The following is an 18,742-nucleotide window of genomic DNA, read 5'->3' on the forward strand; positions in this document are numbered from 1 at the left end:
ACTTTTTCATAAGCCGCTGTAGCTCAGTTGGTAGAGCAGTTGATTCGTAATCAAGAGGTCGGAGGTTCGACTCCTCTCAGCGGCATGGTAAAATCAATGAGTTACAAATAGAAAGTTAAAAATTGAAAAAATTTGGTACCGTTTTTGGTACCAGTTTTGAAATGTAATTAATAGACATTAATTGATATCAAAATAACATTAGGTATTCTGGTTCTTTCCCAATTAGGAGCAGCTTTAATCATTCGCAGAACACCCTAACACGAACCCTATAATTTTCTAAAACCATAAGTTCGGTTTAAATGAGAACAAAATACAATATAAATGATCATTTTGTGAGTTTATATAGATCATAGTGTAAAAAAACACTCCTTAATATGATTGTCTTGATCAAATAATAAAATTATAATCCAATACTGTTATTCAAGGATATTAATTAGGAGATGTTATGAACGTATATTATTCTAATAGAATTGATACCGACGAAGATAAGGATGAATATATGCCTTGGTAAATAAAGGAGATATAAGTATCTCCTTTTATAGTTTTATATTGATATGAAATTAGTTTTTAACAATGATGTTCTAGCGGTCATTGATGATTTCCTGGAGCAACCATCTTTTGAAAAAATTTGGAATTTTATTCAAACTGAAAAATTCAAGTTTGTTCACTCTTCTAAATGGGTAAATGCTTTTAGTCTCGAGGATGGATCTCCTCTATGGAGCAGCGTTACTATTTCTCATCCTAGGCCGGAAGCTTGCACAACAGAGAAAGTTTACCCTACAAACTCAACCATTGATTTATTTATAAATGAATTAATTGCAAGATCCTCTGATTATTCTCATTTAATTGGTTTCAAGGATAGAGATTGGGATTTTTTCTATGCGAGACCTTATCTATATCCTAGAGGATCAGGACTTTCTTGGCATACTGATGGTAAGTATAAAATTTCAGGAGCCTATGTATATTACTGCCATCCAATTTGGGACATAAATTGGGGAGCTGAATTACTAATAAATCCTACTCCTCAACTTGATTTCGATTATCCTGAAGTGACGTTAATCAATGATAAGAAGAAAAAAGTAGGGTACCATCTAAATAGCGCTGAATTGAATAAATATGCTGATGATGGAGTTGGATATTATATTGTCCCAAAACCCAATAGGTTGGTTATTTTTAAAAATAATATTCTGCACTGCATAAAAAAAGTAGAAAAGGCAGCTGGTAATCATGTAAGAGCATCAATAACGGGTTTTTTTATGAGCAATGAGAAAATACATGAAACGAAAGAGGCGGAAAAAGAACATTCAATCTAACAATTATTTTAATTAGTTTAGCCCCACCAAATTATAGATAACTAATCTGAATATGCTTGGAATTATGAAATGAACTTAGTGCATCAAATCACACCTACACTAGCTCAGGAAAAAGTAAATTTTGTTATCTCAATACCCCATTCTGACGAGGCAGCTTTATCTAATTTTAAACTTAGAGTAGAGGATATTCCTTATAATGAACAACCAAGCCATTATCAATTTAAAAAATGGTCTTCTTGGTGTTCGGCTCATTTCTCTTCCTATTACTACTACATTAAGTATAAAAATGCTCTCTTAAGATGTAAGCAATTTTTGTATGACTTTGGACCTTTATCAACATTAGATCACGCTGCTCTTTACGATCATTGGGTTTGGGAAATGAAACCCCACGTATTGAATCAGGAAAATATTTGTTGGATTGGTTATGACTATTCAAAATCGAAAACATTAAGTTTTTTATCTCATGGAACTAATATTGAACTTCGTCTTCTTGAAGGAAATTTGAGCGATGAAGAGTTCTTGGAACTTTGTAAATTTTTTTCTCCTCTTTCATCATCAAGTGAAATCTTAGAAAAGAGTTTTTTTGAACTATCCTATTGGTCACGTTACCGCAACTGCATAGAAAATGCGTGCATTAATAGAAATGAATATAAACCTCCCTCAAGCATATGGAATTTAAGATGGCCAATGCATAATATCTTTAGAGGCAGCAAGCCGGATTGCTATATCAAGTACTCAAACCAACTTAACTTAGACTTTATTCCAGATAGCCAAATTATTTATGGTAACGAAAATCAAATAGAAGAAATTCAATTTGTCCTGTTTCCGAAGAATGGAAAGAAAAATCAAATGGCATGGTTTCGTGTTTTCAATAAAGCCTCTTTTCCAATAAAGAAGCCAGCCCTCTCTAGATTGCCTAGTATGAATTCATTTAGTGGCTATAGTAATTTTAATTTAACCGTCTTAAGTCCGAAGAGTAGTATGATTGCGAGCAATATATACATTGCAAGTCTTAATAATTGTTATGGACCACATGATGCCCTTTGGTGGGATAATGAAAATGCTTATCTACTGCAACTAAGCGCTAGCGCTAATAACTCTATAGCGTATTTGAAGGGAATTCTTTGTCAACTTATAGAAGACAAATGATCAATAGATTTATGCACTTTTAGTATGGATATATTAAGCTAGCGCCCAAAGCCACTAGGAAGGCTCCAATCCACTGATATTGGGAAATCTTTTCACCAATAAAATAAGCAAATATTTGTGCAAATACCACGGAGGTATTACGAAGAGTAAGGGCTAGTCCAGCTTCAGAATGACGCAATCCGATTAAAAATAGCAAGAAGGACAATGCACTTATAATTCCTCCTAGAGAAGTTATTTTCCAATTGGATTTAATTTGCTCTTTGAATACTTGTTTTTGTTCTTTGTTCATCAAAAGATAAACACAAGGTAAAGCAATCCATAAAGCTGCAGAAAAGAGTGCAGCTGGGTTTGCCCCATATGCTAAAGAACGACCGTAGCATAAATGATAACCAGCAATGCAGATGCCACATAAAACCGGAAATAATAATTGCCTTGATTGATCGGGGTTAAAAGTTTGGCTTGTAAGTATCAATCCAAAAAGAACTGATGATACACCTATGATATTAGATAAATTTATATTTTCACCAAGGAAACATGCCGAAATAAACCATACAATTATCATGGCGCTTCCTCGCATAATAATGTAGGCCTTCCCAAGTGAATACTGACTAAGACAAATAGCTAGTGTGATTATATAACCTCCTTCAAATAAACCAGAGGTTAGTGCCCATAAAAAGGAATCAGATGTTTTAAATAATGGACCTGAGAAAAAAGGAATAAATACAAGCGAGAATATAGTTGCAAAACTCATAATTCCCAATACTTCGTAATAGGGTGTTGAATTGCGTTTGGCAAATGTATTCCATGCTGCATGGAGGATTGCGGATAAAATTATAAATACACCAGAACCCATTTCAGTTCATTTCGAGATAAATAATCGATTATTGTAACATTGGACCAACAGCCTATAACATAAAATTTTTAAAACCTAATAGAAGTTGCAAAGTGATTTTAGAGTTTAAAGTATTAAAAAAGATGCCCCAAAGAGGGGCTTAATAGTTCGCAAAAATATATGCCTGTCCACCAAACTCTACCGAACAATAATCACTAATAAAAAGATCCCGAGCAAAAGCTTCAAAATCAAAATAGCAGATCAAATTATCCGGCATTTGATGGGCATAACAGTCATCAAATAACTGCCTAGAAAAATCAACCTCTGAATCATAACAACCTTGGTAATGATCCTCCAACATGGTTTGTGCATCATCTACCGAATAATCGCAGAGAAGAGCTAAGCCTAGCTCTCCGTGTTCTTTAATAAATGAAGCATACTCCACAATATTACTTATTGACTCATACTCATGGATTTTGATGCTGCCGAATCCTTCATAATCGTGTATGGCATATTCTTCAGCATTGGGTTCAGAGCTGTTATCCAGCATTTCCCAGATTTCTTCCATAATGTCATCTTCGCTTTGTGTGGCATCTATCCAAACACCATGCAGGATGGCACTGTTGTATGAGGCTAAACACGCGACGTAGATTGAAGGGGTGTCCATGGGATTATCTCCTTGTATAAAGGGAGCAATCCCACACGGGAGCTTGCTCCCGTGGTAGGGTATGATTAAAACGGAATTTCTTCTGAATCGGTTTGCAACATTTCACGCATTTGCACCATGTGGTGCTCTGCGGTCTTGTTGCTAGATTCATCAGCAGATTTGAAGTGACTAAGTAGCTGGATATGATTGACGACGACGCTTAAGGTTTGATGTGTCTTACCTTCATTGTCAGTCCATTGATTAGAACGCAGTTTACCTTCAAGGTATACTTGCGAACCTTTCTTTAAATATTCAGCTACTTTGGTAAGTTTTCCAAAAAGCACCAGTTGATGCCATTCCACTCTGGTTTGCCATTCATCATTCTTCTTGAATGATTCATTAGTTGCCAAAGTAGCGGTGACAAAAGATTGTCCGTCTTTCCCAGTGATGTTTTTGGGATCAGCACCAAGATTGCCAATTAATTGAACCTGGTTTAAAGATGCGGTCATTGTATTCTCCTGTTATTGTTAAATGTGAACGGCATAACAGAAAAACATCCGCATAGGCAGATGATTTTCTGTTATGCGGATAAGACTTAATTTGCTTCAATTAACAAGCAATCCGTTGAGTATCAAACTGTTTGACAAATGAAATCAGGGACTCCAGTTTGTGCAAACTTAACTCTGCTTGCTGAATGTCATAGGGATTAATTTGCAGTCGGTGACGACTTAAATCATTGACACAACAATTCAGTTCAAATAGCAAATGTTCAATTTCAAGTTGCGCTGGTTCCTGCTGTTGCATGGTATGCTCCTTAGGTCTAAAGAGGATTAGCCCCAAAGGGACTATGAATCCCAATTGGGTTATGCAAAAAAGATCACCGAAACTTCGGTTGATTTACCTGGTTATTAATGATGATGTGCTCGAAGCACTCCTCGGGCGTAAAGCCGTAAAGACAACTCCTGATAGGGCTTCCCTGCTAAACGCTTTGCCATGGAATTAGGGAACAAGATGGCATATCACAAGACCTGGTGGTTTCGTCAGAATTGCACTGACTCATCAGTTGTGTTGCTTTCAGATTATCAAGCCAGTATTAGAACGCAAGCGTTTTTTACTGTTGATATTAAATGAACGTATTTGAATCAGTCACCTAAATAGATAGGCATATGAATTTGTTCTATAATTGATCAATATAATTATTACCTGTTAGGTGAATTATGTCTGATCATAGAAAAACAAGGTTAGCGTTTTATTTTCTTTGTGAGAAAGAGGCTTGCTCAGAGAGCTTTTCCTTAGATGAGCTGGAGCAGGCTGCTGAGTGGAGTGCATCGACTGTAGATACATATCTGAGTAAGAAATGGAAGCATATAGTTAGCAGGTCTGCGGATGGTCTTTATACCTGTGCTGGTATATGTAAAATGTCTCTAAATGAGTTCGTAAATTTGCAAAAACAAACTGCTTAGCTTGGCATGAAAACAGTTTTTTTAGAGGGATTGAAGTTTTTTATGGCCACCATTTAAGGAAAGCAGTTCCTTCTTAACCGAGGTAACTTTTGGTTATAGATATTCTGGAGTGGCCGAGGTCTCTACTTATAATTTCACGAGCTTCTCTGTCTATGGCTTTTTCTGATTGAGATAAATATTTAGATGTTTTTCCACCTTCAATGGGACATTTGAATGGTTGTTTATCAGGCGATAACTGCCTGGTTAAATCGTGGTATCTTCTTTGAGCATAAGCATGACGCAGACCATGACAATTTTTCAACCCTAACTTTTCTGTCTCAGTTTGATATTGCCTCAGATACTGTTTATAAGTTTTATTTTTGGGGATCAATGAATGGCCAGGAGAGATTTGTTTTATTGTTTTTTCTAGCCATTCTTTTTGTTCCTTGCTTGTAATATCTATGGCTCTTCCAATTCCGCCTTTAGTCCAGCTTGATTTTAATATCAAACGTTCGCCAAACCAAGCTTCGCTTATAACCAATTTCATCGACTCTTCACGACGTAAACCAAAGAGGTATTGAGCCTCAAGAGATAAGCGTATCATTGGATTTTCGCATTTTGAGAAGTCTATATTAGTGATAGCTTTATTGTATGTGGGTACATAATTTCGGTTATCAATTTGATAATAGTCATTGCTAGGTTTGATTATCTCTGGTTTATTAAGCCAGATGGATAATTTCCTGAGTTTAGACATGTAATTTTTGATAGTGGCCGGATTTTTACCCTGTTTTTTCCAGTACTCTACTAACACATGGATGTGCTTTGATTTTAGTCCCTTGATATGAGCTACCATAAAACCTTGCTCATGCAGATCCTTGATGCAACGATTCAATATATGGCGTGTATCAGCTTTACTGGCATGGGAATATACACTTAGTTCTTTGATACATTCGTTGATAGAAAATAGTGCGCTTTTAAGTTTTGATTTACTCATGCAGGTATGTCCATAGTGTGTTGCGAGATTTTATTCCAAGTTCATCCTGTAATATCAAACAGGTTTGATAGTTACCTAATATTGGCAGTAAGTATTGATACATTTGTTTTGCATATAGATAACGCCAGGACTTTTTTACGGGTACGTCAAAAGCCATGAGGGTATGATTCCAGCTAAGTTTGACTTGTTTATAACCAAAAAATTGTACCAAACTTTGTCTATTAGTTAGTTTTTCTAAGTCAGATACGACGTTTTTTTGAATTTCATTTCTGAAAGGGATCGTTCTGTCCACCGAGTTAAAAGTGATTTCTCTCGTGAGCGAAAGTTTATGCTCTTTGATATGGATTCCAGGTTTAATCTGTATTGCTTCACTAAAGGTCAAACCAAACTCTGTTTGTAAGGCCATAATAATGCGTGATGTCATTTCAGAGAACGATTCCCAGAGATTGGGTTGCCATTTTAATCGTTGGGGTTTTAGTATTTTTCGATGCAATTGCAGAGACTTGTTGTCTATATTCTGTATTGGACAATTAATGCTTAGTAAATAATTTCTAATAATTGTCATATAACGCATAATTGTTGCATCTTTAACATGGTTTCTTTTCCAATATCCAACCAGTTTTTGAATATGCTCTGATTTCATGTTTTGCCATGAAGTAGGAACATCTCCAATACGGAATAGATCATCAATCATCTTTTGTATGACGTATGCGCGTTTTTTCTTTTCTTGGTAGCTGCCTCGGTTATCAAGTTGAAAGTACCGGTTTGCAGCTTGTCTTAAGGAATTTTTTCTCATCATCCAATCCGAAAATTCATTTGCCCTGTCTCTGGTTTAGTGTTGGTCGAGCGGCTCACTCAAAGATGAAACCTGGCAAAAGCCATAAAGCTCGAAGTGGGGGGCAAAACAATCGTTATAAGGCAAACGATCTCGCCGATTTACAACAGTTTTTCTGGTTATTTCCTCCTTGTGTTGTTGATTAATAAAAACGACAAAACGATGGGCTTTGTCACAAGTCCATGGTCAAATTGAAATAAATTGACTTAAACTCCCGAGGGAGTTGCCCTGTCGGATGACAGAGATTCCTAGATGATTTTCCCGACTGAACGTCCAGCCACAGAGTTAGGGAATAAAGTGGCTTTGCACAAGACGTTGGATTACGTTTCGCTGGAATCGCGCCAGCTCTTCAGTTGTGCTTCATTAAAAAATATCAAAGTGGTGCTTGCTGTGCAAGGGTTAAAAGAGAACAATTTTGTCCTGACGCCAGTCTGGCGTCAGGACAAAATACAGTAATGTGTTGATTTTACGAAGTAAAATCAAGGGTTGTGTTCTGCGTCACTGCACATAAATTGCAGTGACGCAGAAAAAATGCATTGTCACAGATGATGAATGGACATCCAATGTGCTATATTTTTATATAATTGTCGGGGCTAATGGAGTAGTGATGAAGAAATCGCAATTATCAAGAAACCATATCATCACAGACCCAATTCATGGTGTTATGTCTTTTAGCAAAGACGAGAAGGAATTAATTAAGCAATTTATTGATAAACCGATTTTTCAAAGATTAAAAAGGATTAAGCAACTGGGTTGTGCTGATATGGTTTTTCCCGGAGCAGTTCATACTAGGTTTAGCCATTCTCTTGGGGCTTGTTATATAGGTAAGTTGGTTTGTGACCAATTAGACATAAATAATGGTGATAGAAAAATTATAATGGGGGCTGCTTTACTGCATGATATTGGCCATGGGCCTTTTTCTCACGCTTTTGAGTCCATTTTTAAAGGGTTCGGTGAGGGAAAAATATCACATGATAAACAATGGACTCCTAAGTTTATTGATTCCTTTGAATGTGACTTAAAGGAAGATATTCTTAATGTTTTTATTGATCCTAATCATCATGAGTATTATGACCCATTGATTGCCTCACAGTTAGATGTAGATAGATTAGATTATTTGCTGCGAGACAGTCATTTTTGCGGAGTTCCATACGGCAATATTGACTTGCAATGGATTATATCCTGTATGAAACAACAAGAAATCAATGGTGACACAGTAATTTGTATTACTCCTAAAGGTATCGGAGCAATTGAGCATTATATTTTGTCAAGAAGATTGATGACAAAATACATATACTATCATGGGAAGAAAAACTCATCAGAATATTTAATTTCAACTTTTTTAAAGAATTTAGAAGGTCATTTAGATATAGCAGAATTAGCTCAATCGCCATTATTTTTGTTTATGAAGAATTACTTTGAATACAAGCGAATAATAAATAAAAATACTGACAACAATGAATCTAATAGAAATGATTTTGTTGATAATTCTTTTAATTATTATAAAGAAATCACCGATGATGATATTTGGATAGTTTTGAGAAGATTGTCAAACGAAGATTCAATTGCTGGACGAGTGGCGCACAAGATTTGTAACAGAGAGTTGCCAAACAGTTTTCTAATAAATCCTTCCCGAAGATTTGATGCAAAAAAAATAATTGAACGATATAAAGATCAAGAAGATGAAGATAATAAATGGCGTATATATTTTGATGAATTAAATTTTGAATCTTATGGCAGTAAAAAGATACCTATTTATGTTTCTGATCACAATACGGTTACAGATCTATATCACAGCTCAAATATGCTTAATCAGATTTCAGACAAGCCTGAGCCAACATATTATGTATATATAGATGCAAAACATCCAAAAGAAGAAGAGTTATTGTGCGAGCTCAGTTCCTATCATTGCCTTGTTTCCCCTTATTTTAAATCAGGCTAGAAAGTAATTTTAGAACCTACTCCAGTTTTGCATCTATTTTGTAATAATAGTTTTTTTATTTTCCTTGCTTGTTATATTTTGGTTGGAATTTCGATATTTGTTTGGCTTCACTTTTGCGAGCTTCTTGTATCGATGAAAATTGCTTTATTTTAACCTGAGCTCCAGGAATAGTGCCAATATGTTCGGCAATCCTGCCTGTTACCCTGCCTCTTTTAGCTGTGCCTATATAATTTTTATTGCCACCTGCTGTTTGAATTTCATATACGACAGGCTTGTTATTTGGTAATTGGTTGATTAAATTAGAGCTATATTTTGTTGTTTTCATGTTACACTCCGTTGCTAAATCATGAGATCTCATATTGACAAAAATGATCAAAAAATGCAACAAGTTATGTATAAAAAATTGATTAATAATGAGGGTAGGTTCATATGGCATTTGCTTGCAAAGAGATGGGGGATTTTGATGTTAAATACTGTGTATTATTGGGCAATGGAATTCTAATTTTAAACAGTTCGCCTCCATTAATTAGAATAAATGCCTGTCCTTTTGGCAAAGAAATAATATCATCTACCCCAATCATTGGTACAGAAGAAGTTTGAACCCGATCCTCATTAGTCGTATTAAAATAAACCCCATCGTCCCCATGAGGTGTATCGTTAACCATAGAAACCTGCGTATGTCCAACAACACCAACTTGAGGTAGCACTTTAACCAGTAAATTGGCTGTTTCTTCATTTTTAATACGAAGCATAATCAGGGTATTAAAATTTCCTTCGGATACTTCTGCTTTAGCCCTGGAGCCGAGTGCAACTTCCATATCCTGAATAGTCTGAGCATAAGCGGTGACTTGAAACCCAGCACCACCTGCTTTATTGAGAATCTTCACAAAAGAGTCCTGGATAATCTCTGACAACTCATCACAATGCAGATTTAAAGTATATCGTGCGTTGGGTTCTTTATAGATTTTACCAGCTGTAGACACCAGATCAGACAAAAAGGCTTTTCCTACTGCTTGGGCAATATTGGGATTGGTTAGGCTATCTAAGCCGATATAAAGAACTTTCTTATTTTTAATTACATCCATCAATTCAATTTCACCTGGTTGAGCTTTTGACGATAGGATTTTTGAGGCATTACTTTTATTGATTTCAGACAGTACAGGACCGACACTGGCGGTGATTTTGTCGTAATAGTGTTTATCCATAATGGCTGCATCGTAGAGGTCGATTAGTATTTGATCGTGCAGAGCTTCAGCATTGTTGTTTTTGATCGTTTTATTGATGTGGTCTTTGACATATTGAATGACTGCTTGGTGGCGTTCCATAGGGGATTTTGTCTTATTATTTTTGCCTATTTTACTATCATGCTCATCGATGATTTCATCTATCTCTTGATGGTAATTTGGGTAGTGGTTAGGAAGAATCTTATCAGCATAGGACATTAATAATTGTTCTAGTCGGCTGATATAGAAGGCTATTGTTTGGTAGGTAAGGGGTTGATTCATTTCTTCTAGGCATATAGCCACGATATTGACGTATTTCCAGGCGAAGGCTGCGAACTGTTTTCCTTCTCCCTCTGCGGAGATTGCATCGGTGATACGTGTTGCAACCTCACTGATTTGGTCGAAATTTTTTAAGGGGTTGTATTGTGCAGATTGTTCTGGAAAGCCTAAGTGTACGATTTTGAAGTCTTCTGTTCGGCCTGATACTTTACAGGCTGCCATCATGTCTCTAACCAGGTCTTGATCGCCTTTTGGATCTACAACGATAACCGCATCCCCATTTCGGATGTCTTGGTTAATTAGAATACTGGCCAACCGTGTTTTTCCTACTCTGGTTGTACCGACTACGAAGGTATGACCGACACGTACATCTTGAGGGATGTATACAGGTTTATCTTCTTCGCCTACACCATGCAAGAATGGACTACCGCCAACAGGTGGATCAGGTCGAAAAGGGTTTAGTTTAGAATTTGTATTTAACCATTTGGCTAGCTTTGTATGTTCATGATTTTGGCAGAATCTTCTGGCAAGTTGGTAGCAAGAGCTTCGTTGCATGAACTTTTCATTTTTGACCTGTTTAATTTGATGCAGCTTTTGAGTGTGGCTTGGTCGCCAGCGAAAGCCTTTGCCCAAGAACAACCAGTTTTTGGATAAAGGTATTTCTGTGGTGGATAGGGCATAAGTGGGCATGGCTAATAATCTTCGGTGATAGCGTTTTACTTTAATTGCTTGCCAGGCTCTATAAATTCCAGGGATTAACAATGCGAGCGCAGCGTATAATCCCATAGTTTGTGTTAGTAAAAACAAATGCGGTTGAGTATATGCCAGCAAGGCTAGAGACAAACAGGTAATGGCTGACCAGGCTTCTGTTGGTTCTCTTAATAGGTTATTAATGGGGTAATTGCTCATAGTTTGCCTCCAATCATCAAAATATCAATAAATACAAAAATACCCAGCAGATACCACCGAGTTTTTAAAGCGGTGTTCAGCTGCTCTGTGGTTATTTGGTGTTGATTCTGTAGGCGTAAAATTAGCCTTGGCCATAATAAGACAAGGGATAAATAGAGTACTCCATGCAGACCAAGAAATAATGGTTGAATGGTAGTGAAGGTGCTTTGCCAGCGAGTCAGTAGATTGCTATTAATGAACCAGGGCGCAATTGCTAATAAGGCAATGATTGGTAAAACGGTTTGAATTAATACTATAATGGATGAACGGATATAATGTTTAATCATAGGGATAGCTCCAAATGAGAAAGGTATTTCGGTTGTTGGCAGTTGTTCTTGATGCCATTGTTGGAGTGGCAGAGGATAAACCTGCCAAATGCTACATGTCTGTTTATGAGGCTCAAGATAAGCTTGATAATGGCTTGATCACTATTCGTGAATACAATGAAGCCTTTGAACGTAAAGATGTGCTTTAACATATTCATTGAATTCCTTTTGAAATAATTTTTACTCCTGTCTTGGCTACCTGCATACCGGATTGCGCCATGCTTTCGCTTTGCCTATCTGCACCATTGACCAAATCCATAAGACCCGCCCCAGCGTCACCGCCAAAATGACTTGATAATCTCAACAATAAAACAGGTGCAACAAAGTAAAACATCACAGCCATATTCTTCATGGCAGAAATCGCATCGTTTTCACCTAATGGATCAAGCACAGAGCGTTCTAGAAATCCTACTAAATGCCAGAGGTACTGAAGAAAAATAGCCATGATAAATAAGGCGCATAAACTGCCTAATGCTCTGGTGCTGTAGCAGCTTAAAGACAAAACCATTGGAGTGAGAATGATTAAAAAGAATATGAAAAACGCCTGCATGACGGGCAATGTTTGCATGATTGCTTCTCTTTTTAATGGGGTGGATGTCCATGATTTTGTCCATTGTCCGACATTGACCAGGCTATGGGTAATGGCAGATGCGACCTTTCCATTGTTATTATCCATGAGGTTTTGCACAGAACTGGTCTGCATGTCTTTGCTTTCTTGCAAGAGCATTTTCGCAATAAAATCTTCTGCGCTGATGTCTGCTTTCCAGGCTTTTGGGTGTTTCACTTTATATTGGCGAACCCTATCAAGCATGGCGTAGTAATTTAAGTGTTTATTAAAAACACTGGCCTGATTAGAGACTTCAACCAGGTCAGTTTTGATTTTGTTCCACCATTGCTGACAGCTGGGATAACCATCTTCTGGCAATCGTTCGGGTGGGATATCGCCACGATTAGCTGCCTTTTCAAGATTACGATTAGGGGCTTGATGAAAGGTAAATCCTGGCACGGGTTGGCGAGCATGAAGTTTGCTGTAATACATTTTTTGCAGGATTTTAGAACCCATCCAGTTTAAGTCATCTTCACCGCCATAGCGTTTGAGCATAGGGTCTAATTCACTGGCTTCATGCTTTTCACTATTGAATTGAGTTCTGGCTTCAATAAAACATTGTCTATGAAAATCCAATGCCTGCTTGCGAACGCTCTGGGGGAGATAGGTTGATACCAAATCTCCTTGAATGGATTGCAAACTATCTGTGCAACCCGTCACCTTCATAAGGCTATAGGTAAAGCTCGATATAAAATTCTGGATGATGGCAAAGCCTATAGGAATTTTGACCTGGTTAGTCAGTAGATCTGCAAAGGCTTCATCATAAGTTGTGCCGCTGTCGCCAATGACCGCAGTCGTTGGGTTTTTCAGTCCGCATAAGGGTTTAAATTGTAGGGCTTTGGTTTCCAACGGTACACAAGGATAGACAAATAAGCTGCATATCAGGAAAGTTATTGCCAATTCATAAAGAAAATTATTTAAAGCATGTTCAACCGCATAGAACGCGCCAGCTGGATTGAGCACATTTTTAAGAAAGCGATAACCAATGGCCAAAAAGCCAAGATACAACAGCCCTGTTTGCCACAGGGCGTTGAATAGAACCTCATACTGTTGCCAGCCTAGATAGGTGGTATAGAGAGATAAAGGATTAAAGACAATCATGATTAAGCTCCTTTATTTTCTTTAACGTAGATTGCGCCGTTTTTAACAGCAGGCTGTTCGTGATCCTGGCCTGGCATATTTTGGCTTTGGGCTTGATGGCGAATGTCCATGATGGTTCCCAAAGTCTCAGTCATCATTTTTTTGCGGACATCGTTTTCAAAGGACAAAGAATGAATGTCATCGTCTAGTTTTTTCAGGGCAAACAAGACCATATTCATAGCAGGTTTTAAATTCTGTACTTCTTGCACTTGTAATCCTGCTTGTAAGATGCGGCGCATCATTAAGGCTTTATCCAGCATATTTTGAACAGCGATTTCTTCTGCCAGTTTTGAGATAGTAAGCATTTGTTCTTCACGGGGCAGGTGCTGAATAGTAGTAATGACTTCATCAGTAATCAGTAAATTGGAGGCACTGACTTTACTCAGATTTTCTTCAGTAAGCGTCCAAGTACCATTGACTAAATTCCATAAGGCCTTGGCAATGTTCTGGCTACAGGTATTGGCGTTCGCGCAGCTTTGCAATAAAGCTGATAAACCAATCCCTGCTTTAGCATCATGGCTTTGTTTGTTTTCACTGCTGCTGACCTGGATATCGCCAAGAACCTTAACTGCCCAATTAGCAGCATCGGTAGGTGTTGGCCAGCTTTGTACCATAGGAATTTTGGTGCTTGGTTTTTCCAAAGAATCTAAAGGTTTTCTCTCTAAAAGAATGTTGTAGCCCGCAATGACTACATCATTAATTACCTTAATGGGGCGTTGAAACTTACCGCCCGCATTGCCTTTATTGCTGCCTATCCAGGGTAGACCATATTCATCTCGCTTTTGAGCGATGCTTTTTGATGTTTCGGTCACATCGACGTTTTCCTTTTTAGCTCGTTTGGCAGCATCAAGCCATCCTTGACTATCGGATACTGATAATATGCCTTCCATTGGAGATTGGTTTTGTTCCAGTGCTTGTTTGACTTCCTGACAATCTTTAACCTTGAGGGTAAATTCGTTTTGTGCACTGGATGCAGCGTTTTGTAGAACATTGTATAAAGCAGGCATGGACTGTTGCAGCTTATAAAGAGGGAATCCTGCGACTGAACCTTTTAAGTTATCAATGACACCACCAGGGATATTTAACGCTGATTTTTTTAAATCCTGAAAGGTATTGGTAATGGATACGACAGGATTAAAACCGCTACAAGAGAATCCCATACGGCCATCAATATCTGCACCAATAACCAGCGTTTGATCTTTATTAACAGGTGGTATAAATAAATTGGAGGTTCCTCCTAATTCATAATAGTAATCTGATTGGCTGGGCATAAAGTTTCCGGCATGGGTTAGGTGCGGAATAAGTAAGGTTAATAATAGATATTTATTCATGTTGATGTCCTATCGTTTTTGAGGTTGTCCAACTTTTGGGAAAGTGAGAAAGTTCACGAGTTTGCCTTTGTTCTGAATACAGCCGCGATATTTGCGCCAAAGGACAAACACGTAATTGCCATTTCCGGCTTTTTCGTCTTCAATGCCGAAATCCTGTGCATCGCCTGGGTGGATATTGCGATTTAAAGGATAGATTTCCTGCCAGATGACTTTATTGTTTTGTGGGTCGTAAATGGCATTAGCCACCACACAATTTTTACCGCAGGAATTATTGGTTGACTTGGTGACATGCAAAGGATTTTTATTGGTGACAATATCTACGGCGTGCATGGCTGCAACAACTGAAGCTCTGTAGTTATAAGGTTGTGTTACGCGCATCAACCTGGGAATTTCAGAACCCCAATGTTGTGTTAATGTGCCAATTTCATGATTAATTAACAGATGAGGATGCGTTCCCATATATAACAATTCAGCTGCTTCTGTTCTATCCATGACTGCATCAGCTTCGGCCAGATAATAAGGAACGCCAAAACCAGTTTCCGGCCTGTGTGATAGATAAGGGATACGGTAAAATGCAGCAGGGCTGCCGATCACATCAACAATGCGCGTCCGCTCATCATTGATGTGAAGATCTGTGGTTTGACCGCTGTCATTGCCAAATCCTAACGCTGAACCAGTCGCAGCTTTATAGGCTTGTTGGTACATCGTTCTTGCTGCTTTATTTTCATAAAGCGTTCGAGCTTCAAGCCAGGGATTTTCTTCTGGTTTATTGCTGACGGTAATCACTAAATCAGGTAAAAACTGTTCAACCGCAGGAGTGACTTCAAGTCTTGGCGGTAAACGTCCCACCGTCCAAGTGCAAGAACCAATGACTTTGTAATGACTGTTTTGAAACAGTTTTTGCAAAACCCGTGTAGCGATTGTGAAGGTATTCACAGGATGAGGTGGGCTTGTGCTTTCTAAAGCAAGGGCAGTGTTAGTCATAAAAATAAGCCCTGTTATGAGTAGTTGCCTTTGGTTGTTCGAGTTTCTTAGCCATGATTTCAGCGGCGACCAGGACATCATGTTCTTTCTCCAGGAGGTGGCGTTGTGCTTTTTCTGATTTCTCAGTCATTAATAAGGCAAGCAGGTAGCGAGGTGGAATGACGCGAAACAATCCCTGATAGCGTGAGCCTAATAAAACTGCTTCTGCATACAAACCTTTTTGCGAATCAATATCTCTGATTAAGGTTTCCTGTTGCGGTGTTAAGGATTTAAAGCGTTTCACATCAGTGATTTCTTTTTCATCCAGCCCCAACAAAATCCAGGTTTCAATTAGCGATAAAATCTTTGCAGCCTTTTCAGAATTCATGTCGGTGACGTTTTGGGTAATTGCAACCAGCCAAAGCCCGAGCTTTCTGGCTACTTTGGCCACTAATAGGCACACCGTTACCACAGAAGGAATTTGAAATTGCAGATGGGATTCATCAATAAAAAGAAAGGTTGGCCTATTGTCGTTTTGAGTAGCCTCTGCCATGGCCAGTATTCTTGGCAACAAAGAAACCATAACCAAAGCCAGTTTTCCGGTGTCATCTTTAATGGCAGAAATATCAATATGAAAGATATCAAAATCACCTAAAGGTTCTGTTGGCACATTAAAGAAGCGTGATTTTGCGCTGTTAATGACATAACTGTTTAATCGGTCGTGCATATCCAGAATTCGGTCTTTCTTGCGAGATACCGTTTCTTTATCCAATCGCCGTTGAAATGCACTCACAATATGCTCAGTCAGCATTTGTGGTATGCCATCGTTAAATGAAGTTAGAATGGCATCAATTAATACTTCGATTAGCAGCGTTTCATCAGCCAGGGTAAATTGTTCTTCTTCCATGGCATTGGCTTCCGTAATCATGGTACGCAAAGCCAAGGCAAGCTCTGCAAGATATGCACGAGAACCATCACCACAAGCTAAATCTTCTGAGTGAGCAGGATCTTTAAGATCCATGATTTTTTGAGCTATTAAAGCAGCTTGTTCTGCGCTTAAATTATCTGTTATTTCTGGAATTGCTTTATACGCTTCACAAAATGGATTTAATGGAACAGCTTCCTCTTTTTTATTGCTTAATAATAACTGCTTGGTTTTTTTACCATGAGCTTTGGCATGAACGAGCATCCGATCAAACGAGTTTCCCATTTCAAAAAGTACTACACGGGCGTTTTTCATGGCGAGTAGTGATTGAATCATCCAACCTGTTAAAACTGACTTACCACCACCAGAGTTGGCGAAAATCGCGCAATGCGAATTTTGACTAATAAAATCATGGTGTAGTAAGTCAAAGAAAACGGGTTCGCCTAAGCGGTTGAAAAAGGGAAAGCAGGGTAAATGCCTTGCACCTTGGTTTCGGCCATAGACTGGAAGCAAGGCAGCAAGTTCTGTAGCAAACATCAGACGATCAAAACATAAGTACTTACGGGCATAGTGAGGATCGAAATTAAACGGCAACGCATTGAGCCAGGAATTTAAAGGGTGAATATCATAGCTGGAATGAATTAATGGCATCTTGGCGTCGTTGAAAATGGTATGCAGGTTTTTTTCTATGACTTGTGCTTGTTGTTCATCCTCTGCTTGATAAAAAACAGCCTGATTAACCCAGAACAGACGATTGCCAGTGCTTAATTCATTTCGGGCAGTTTTTATATCATCTCTTACTTCCTGTGGTTTTAAGCTGGTTCCCACAATTCCCTTTTCTAATCGTGTGAGATGATAATCCAGATTTTCATCATGGCTAAAGACGACTTGAATGGTGTAGATACTTCCTTCTGGCAAGGTATCCAAAAGCGCATAGCGGTGTTTCGGATTGGCTTGTTGTCTTTCTCGGGAGACTAAACCAATAATGGGTGCTTCTTTTAAGCCATCAACATACAGGATTCTTTGTTTTCGGCCTTCAAAAATAAATCCTTGCTCATCGCTCTCAGGCGGGGAAAAGAATATATTTTGCGTCAGATTAAAACCTGCGGGCATGGGATTAGGGTAGGGATATTGTTCCAAGATCTCATCGGCTGATTTCGGATTAAACCAGCGTATCCACCACTGATAATAATCCTGACCTTTAAGGCGTTTGATTTCTAAACCTGGTGAGCGTAGTTTGGTTTCAATCTGGCTGATGACTTCTTGATGTTCGAGAAGAATTTGTTCTCTGGTTAAAGTGGTTTGATGTAGTTGCCTATAAAATAACACTCTGATTCGTCGTCTTCGTCCTCGATAGGGCGCATCTGTTTTAGGATCGAGAAATAAACCTTCTGGCCTGGTCATTTTATTGTAGAGATCGTGCAGGCGTTGTAAGTAATCTTGCGTTAATGGGCTGTCAATAAACTGTTGTGGAATTTGGGCTTTAATATGGTCGATAACTGGATCAAGGCAATATTCGTCTTGAACAAACATTTGCATAACCCAAGGGTCTATTGCATGGAGGGGAACCACCGTTGCAAAGGTATCGCGGATTTTATTAAAGACGGCTTGCAAGTATTCGGGGGAGGCAGCTTCGGCTTGGATATCTCCTAGCTCAAACCCTGATCCCAAACTTTTTCCATCGGCAAATAAAAACACCTGTTCTTGTTCGTTGAAATCAACAATAGCCAGTCTGTCAGCAAAAGAGGGCAACGGATTGGCATATTGCTTTTTAATCATTTGTTCTTTGATAGCCTGGGGATTCATTTCCCCAAGCAACCAGTTAGATAATCGTTTCATCACACCTC

Annotated in this window: 19 protein-coding genes and 1 tRNA gene; 7 read left to right on the forward strand and 13 right to left on the reverse strand. The window is 38.3% G+C overall.

Annotated elements, in window-relative coordinates; all coding sequences use genetic code 11:
• Nucleotides 1-12: 12 nt before the first annotated feature.
• The 3 genes from Lgra_RS15115 to Lgra_RS15125 all read left to right on the forward strand — a co-directional run bounded on the left by Lgra_RS15115 (nucleotide 13) and on the right by Lgra_RS15125 (nucleotide 2,462).
• Nucleotides 13-85, forward strand: a tRNA-Thr gene (locus tag Lgra_RS15115).
• A gap of 469 nt (nucleotides 86-554) precedes the next feature.
• On the forward strand, nucleotides 555-1,313 hold the full coding sequence (locus tag Lgra_RS15120) for a 2OG-Fe(II) oxygenase (RefSeq protein ID WP_013101289.1): 759 nt from the start codon (nucleotides 555-557) through the stop codon (nucleotides 1,311-1,313).
• Between the two features lie 69 nt (nucleotides 1,314-1,382).
• Nucleotides 1,383-2,462: a hypothetical protein gene (locus tag Lgra_RS15125; RefSeq protein ID WP_016356810.1), complete on the forward strand. Its 1,080-nt coding sequence runs from the start codon at nucleotides 1,383-1,385 to the stop codon at nucleotides 2,460-2,462.
• Between the two features lie 19 nt (nucleotides 2,463-2,481).
• Here Lgra_RS15125 and Lgra_RS15130 read toward each other — a convergent pair whose 3' ends face one another.
• The 4 genes from Lgra_RS15130 to Lgra_RS15145 form a co-directional block, all read right to left on the reverse strand.
• Nucleotides 2,482-3,315 carry an EamA family transporter gene (locus tag Lgra_RS15130; RefSeq protein WP_016356811.1) on the reverse strand — a complete coding sequence of 278 codons (834 nt, stop codon included), beginning with the start codon at nucleotides 3,313-3,315 and terminating at the stop codon, nucleotides 2,482-2,484.
• A gap of 139 nt (nucleotides 3,316-3,454) precedes the next feature.
• Nucleotides 3,455-3,961: an antirestriction protein ArdA gene (locus Lgra_RS15135; protein ID WP_016356812.1), complete on the reverse strand. Its 507-nt coding sequence runs from the start codon at nucleotides 3,959-3,961 to the stop codon at nucleotides 3,455-3,457.
• Between the two features lie 65 nt (nucleotides 3,962-4,026).
• Nucleotides 4,027-4,449, reverse strand: coding sequence for a single-stranded DNA-binding protein (locus tag Lgra_RS15140; RefSeq protein WP_016356813.1), 423 nt, complete (start codon nucleotides 4,447-4,449; stop codon nucleotides 4,027-4,029).
• Nucleotides 4,450-4,549: 100 nt separating this feature from the next.
• Nucleotides 4,550-4,744: a hypothetical protein gene (locus Lgra_RS15145; protein WP_011946067.1), complete on the reverse strand. Its 195-nt coding sequence runs from the start codon at nucleotides 4,742-4,744 to the stop codon at nucleotides 4,550-4,552.
• A gap of 413 nt (nucleotides 4,745-5,157) precedes the next feature.
• Here Lgra_RS15145 and Lgra_RS15150 point away from each other — a divergent pair, with 413 nt between their 5' ends.
• Nucleotides 5,158-5,403, forward strand: a complete 246-nt coding sequence (locus tag Lgra_RS15150) for a hypothetical protein (RefSeq protein WP_032828807.1) — start codon at nucleotides 5,158-5,160, stop codon at nucleotides 5,401-5,403.
• A 73-nt stretch (nucleotides 5,404-5,476) separates the two neighbouring features.
• Here Lgra_RS15150 and Lgra_RS15155 read toward each other — a convergent pair whose 3' ends face one another.
• Complete coding sequence (locus Lgra_RS15155; RefSeq protein ID WP_016356814.1) at nucleotides 5,477-6,376, reverse strand: phage integrase N-terminal domain-containing protein; 900 nt, start codon at nucleotides 6,374-6,376, stop codon at nucleotides 5,477-5,479.
• Nucleotides 6,369-7,172 (reverse strand): phage integrase N-terminal domain-containing protein, encoded by an 804-nt coding sequence (locus Lgra_RS15160; protein ID WP_027219609.1) that lies wholly within the window; start codon nucleotides 7,170-7,172, stop codon nucleotides 6,369-6,371. Before Lgra_RS15160 ends, Lgra_RS15155 begins: the two co-directional genes overlap by 8 nt.
• Before the next feature lie 291 nt (nucleotides 7,173-7,463).
• Here Lgra_RS15160 and Lgra_RS15165 point away from each other — a divergent pair, with 291 nt between their 5' ends.
• The gene (locus tag Lgra_RS15165) at nucleotides 7,464-7,667 is read left to right on the forward strand and encodes a hypothetical protein (RefSeq protein WP_027219608.1); all 204 of its coding nucleotides are present in this window, start codon (nucleotides 7,464-7,466) and stop codon (nucleotides 7,665-7,667) included.
• 151 nt (nucleotides 7,668-7,818) lie between these two features.
• Entirely contained in the window at nucleotides 7,819-9,153 is a 1,335-nt protein-coding gene (locus tag Lgra_RS15170; RefSeq protein ID WP_016356816.1) for an HD domain-containing protein, read from the forward strand.
• Nucleotides 9,154-9,208: 55 nt separating this feature from the next.
• Here Lgra_RS15170 and Lgra_RS15175 read toward each other — a convergent pair whose 3' ends face one another.
• From Lgra_RS15175 to Lgra_RS15185, 3 genes are all read right to left on the reverse strand, one after another.
• The gene (locus Lgra_RS15175) at nucleotides 9,209-9,478 is read right to left on the reverse strand and encodes a hypothetical protein (RefSeq protein ID WP_027219607.1); all 270 of its coding nucleotides are present in this window, start codon (nucleotides 9,476-9,478) and stop codon (nucleotides 9,209-9,211) included.
• Nucleotides 9,479-9,578: 100 nt separating this feature from the next.
• Nucleotides 9,579-11,564, reverse strand: coding sequence for a type IV conjugative transfer system coupling protein TraD (traD, locus tag Lgra_RS15180; RefSeq protein ID WP_027219606.1), 1,986 nt, complete (start codon nucleotides 11,562-11,564; stop codon nucleotides 9,579-9,581).
• Nucleotides 11,561-11,890 (reverse strand): hypothetical protein, encoded by a 330-nt coding sequence (locus tag Lgra_RS15185; protein ID WP_027219605.1) that lies wholly within the window; start codon nucleotides 11,888-11,890, stop codon nucleotides 11,561-11,563. The genes traD and Lgra_RS15185 overlap by 4 nt, the downstream gene beginning before the upstream one ends.
• A gap of 14 nt (nucleotides 11,891-11,904) precedes the next feature.
• Between Lgra_RS15185 and Lgra_RS18020 the strand changes: the two genes are divergently transcribed.
• Nucleotides 11,905-12,078 (forward strand): hypothetical protein, encoded by a 174-nt coding sequence (locus tag Lgra_RS18020; RefSeq protein WP_010946719.1) that lies wholly within the window; start codon nucleotides 11,905-11,907, stop codon nucleotides 12,076-12,078.
• A 5-nt stretch (nucleotides 12,079-12,083) separates the two neighbouring features.
• Here the strand turns inward: Lgra_RS18020 and Lgra_RS15190 are convergent, their stop codons facing one another.
• The 4 genes from Lgra_RS15190 to Lgra_RS15205 are packed head-to-tail and all read right to left on the reverse strand — an operon-like array spanning nucleotide 12,084 to nucleotide 18,734.
• On the reverse strand, nucleotides 12,084-13,637 hold the full coding sequence (locus Lgra_RS15190) for a conjugal transfer protein TraG N-terminal domain-containing protein (protein WP_027219604.1): 1,554 nt from the start codon (nucleotides 13,635-13,637) through the stop codon (nucleotides 12,084-12,086).
• Nucleotides 13,638-13,639: 2 nt separating this feature from the next.
• Complete coding sequence (locus tag Lgra_RS15195) at nucleotides 13,640-15,007, reverse strand: integrating conjugative element protein (RefSeq protein WP_027219603.1); 1,368 nt, start codon at nucleotides 15,005-15,007, stop codon at nucleotides 13,640-13,642.
• Nucleotides 15,008-15,016: 9 nt separating this feature from the next.
• Nucleotides 15,017-15,991 carry a TIGR03756 family integrating conjugative element protein gene (locus Lgra_RS15200; RefSeq protein WP_011946083.1) on the reverse strand — a complete coding sequence of 325 codons (975 nt, stop codon included), beginning with the start codon at nucleotides 15,989-15,991 and terminating at the stop codon, nucleotides 15,017-15,019.
• Nucleotides 15,984-18,734: a conjugative transfer ATPase gene (locus tag Lgra_RS15205; protein ID WP_027219602.1), complete on the reverse strand. Its 2,751-nt coding sequence runs from the start codon at nucleotides 18,732-18,734 to the stop codon at nucleotides 15,984-15,986. The genes Lgra_RS15200 and Lgra_RS15205 overlap by 8 nt, the downstream gene beginning before the upstream one ends.
• Nucleotides 18,735-18,742 lie beyond the last annotated feature (8 nt).

Source organism: Legionella gratiana, assembly GCF_001467695.1.
Taxonomy (GTDB): Bacteria; Pseudomonadota; Gammaproteobacteria; order Legionellales; family Legionellaceae; genus Legionella; species Legionella gratiana.